This window comes from Salinicola aestuarinus (assembly GCF_003206645.1).
Classification (GTDB): Bacteria; Pseudomonadota; Gammaproteobacteria; order Pseudomonadales; family Halomonadaceae; genus Salinicola; species Salinicola aestuarinus.
The window spans coordinates 1-1443 of sequence record NZ_PZJP01000023.1; the positions used below are offsets into that span (position 1 = coordinate 1).

The window sequence follows — 1443 nt, forward strand, 5'->3', positions numbered from 1 at the left end:
CCTTCTACGATGGCCTGATGAAACTCTCCGATGCCCTGCACGATCGAAGGCTGGGTCGTTCTTCCCGTAGCGTAAGCCTGCACGACGCGCTAGGCGGCACCATCATCGCCGGTTGCTCGGTCTTTCGCTGTCTGCGGCCGGTATCGCCGTTGCGACGACGGGGGTGGGCTTGCGCTGTGCGCCATCGCGATCACGCTGGGTTTTATCGCAACGAAGCTGGTATCCACCGCGACTACGGTCGAGCTCAATCGCTGTTATATAGGGCGCCAATACGACACCCAGTTGGCGCCTTTTACCAGCATCGAGCAGGAACAGGCGTCGCTGGATCTGCTATCGCAGGGTACCTCCATGAATCGACATGGGAAGATTGCAGCGGCACTTATGTCACAGGAGAAACAGGACCATTTGGTGAGGTCCGGCATAGTAAAAAAGTTATGATTAAGGCGCGGACTCCCAATTTGTCTAAGATGCCGTTTGCGATTAGTTTGAAAATGACACCGGCTATCGCGGCTCAGACGAGGTTTTTGCTGATATATTTCTTAAAACAGCCGGAACTGATAGCTTGGTGCGCTCAAGACACTCCGGGCAATCCGGGGAGCATAACGTCTCTTGTGGAGAGAGTTCTACTACTATCGAGAGAACAGTTCTATTGCCTGTTGAGACCATTGAACATGATGTGAGATTGAATGTGGCCTTTAGAGATGAGAGGACACGAAATCTTTCTTATAAAGACGAGTTTTGGTTGGGGTTCTGAAATGACATTGGCTAAAAAGCACCTATATATTTTGTTGTTTTTGAGTTGTTTCTGTTCAAAGATGACTTTCTCGGATGTTTATTATAACAATCCGACTCAAGACTCGCTCTGGGAGGAATATGGGTACAATTTGTCTTTGAAGGAGATGGAGGAAGGGGTAGATCAAGGGTCGGCGCGCTATGAGTATCTTTTGGGGGAGTTGTATCTAAATGGTTTAGACGTTTTTCATATTTCCCCGGATTATGAAAAGGCATTAGAGTTGCTTGAATCTTCTTGGGAGAGTTCAGGGGTTGACGCTGGTTATTCCTTGTTCAAGATTTATTATGATGGTCTTGGGGTTGATGTGAACTATGATGCTGCTTTTCAGTATCTCAAAGAGTCGGCGGAAATGGGGTGCACTCTGTCTCAGCGAAGCTTGGGTGATGCTTACGGTGGCTACCAGTACAATGAAATTGCAGAAGAAGACTATGGAAAAGCTCTCTTTTGGTATCAGCGCGCGATTGATCAAGGAGATCAGTTCTCAGCGAGAGCTTTAGCTCAGCTTTATCATGAAGGTAAAGGGGTGGAGCAGAGCGACGAGAAAGCTTTCAAGTGGCTGCTTCGTTCAGGTCAATTAAAATACGGCGACCCAACAGATAGCTTCCAGATGCTGGCAAAGCTCTATGAAGAAGGTATTGGCACCGACATTA

1 protein-coding gene is annotated in these 1443 nt (G+C 48.1%); it reads left to right on the forward strand.

Annotated elements, in window-relative coordinates:
* Positions 1-686: 686 nt before the first annotated feature.
* Positions 687-1443, forward strand: a 757-nt coding sequence (locus tag DOM41_RS17155; protein ID WP_188112428.1) for a tetratricopeptide repeat protein, incomplete at its 3' end; no start/stop codon positions are given.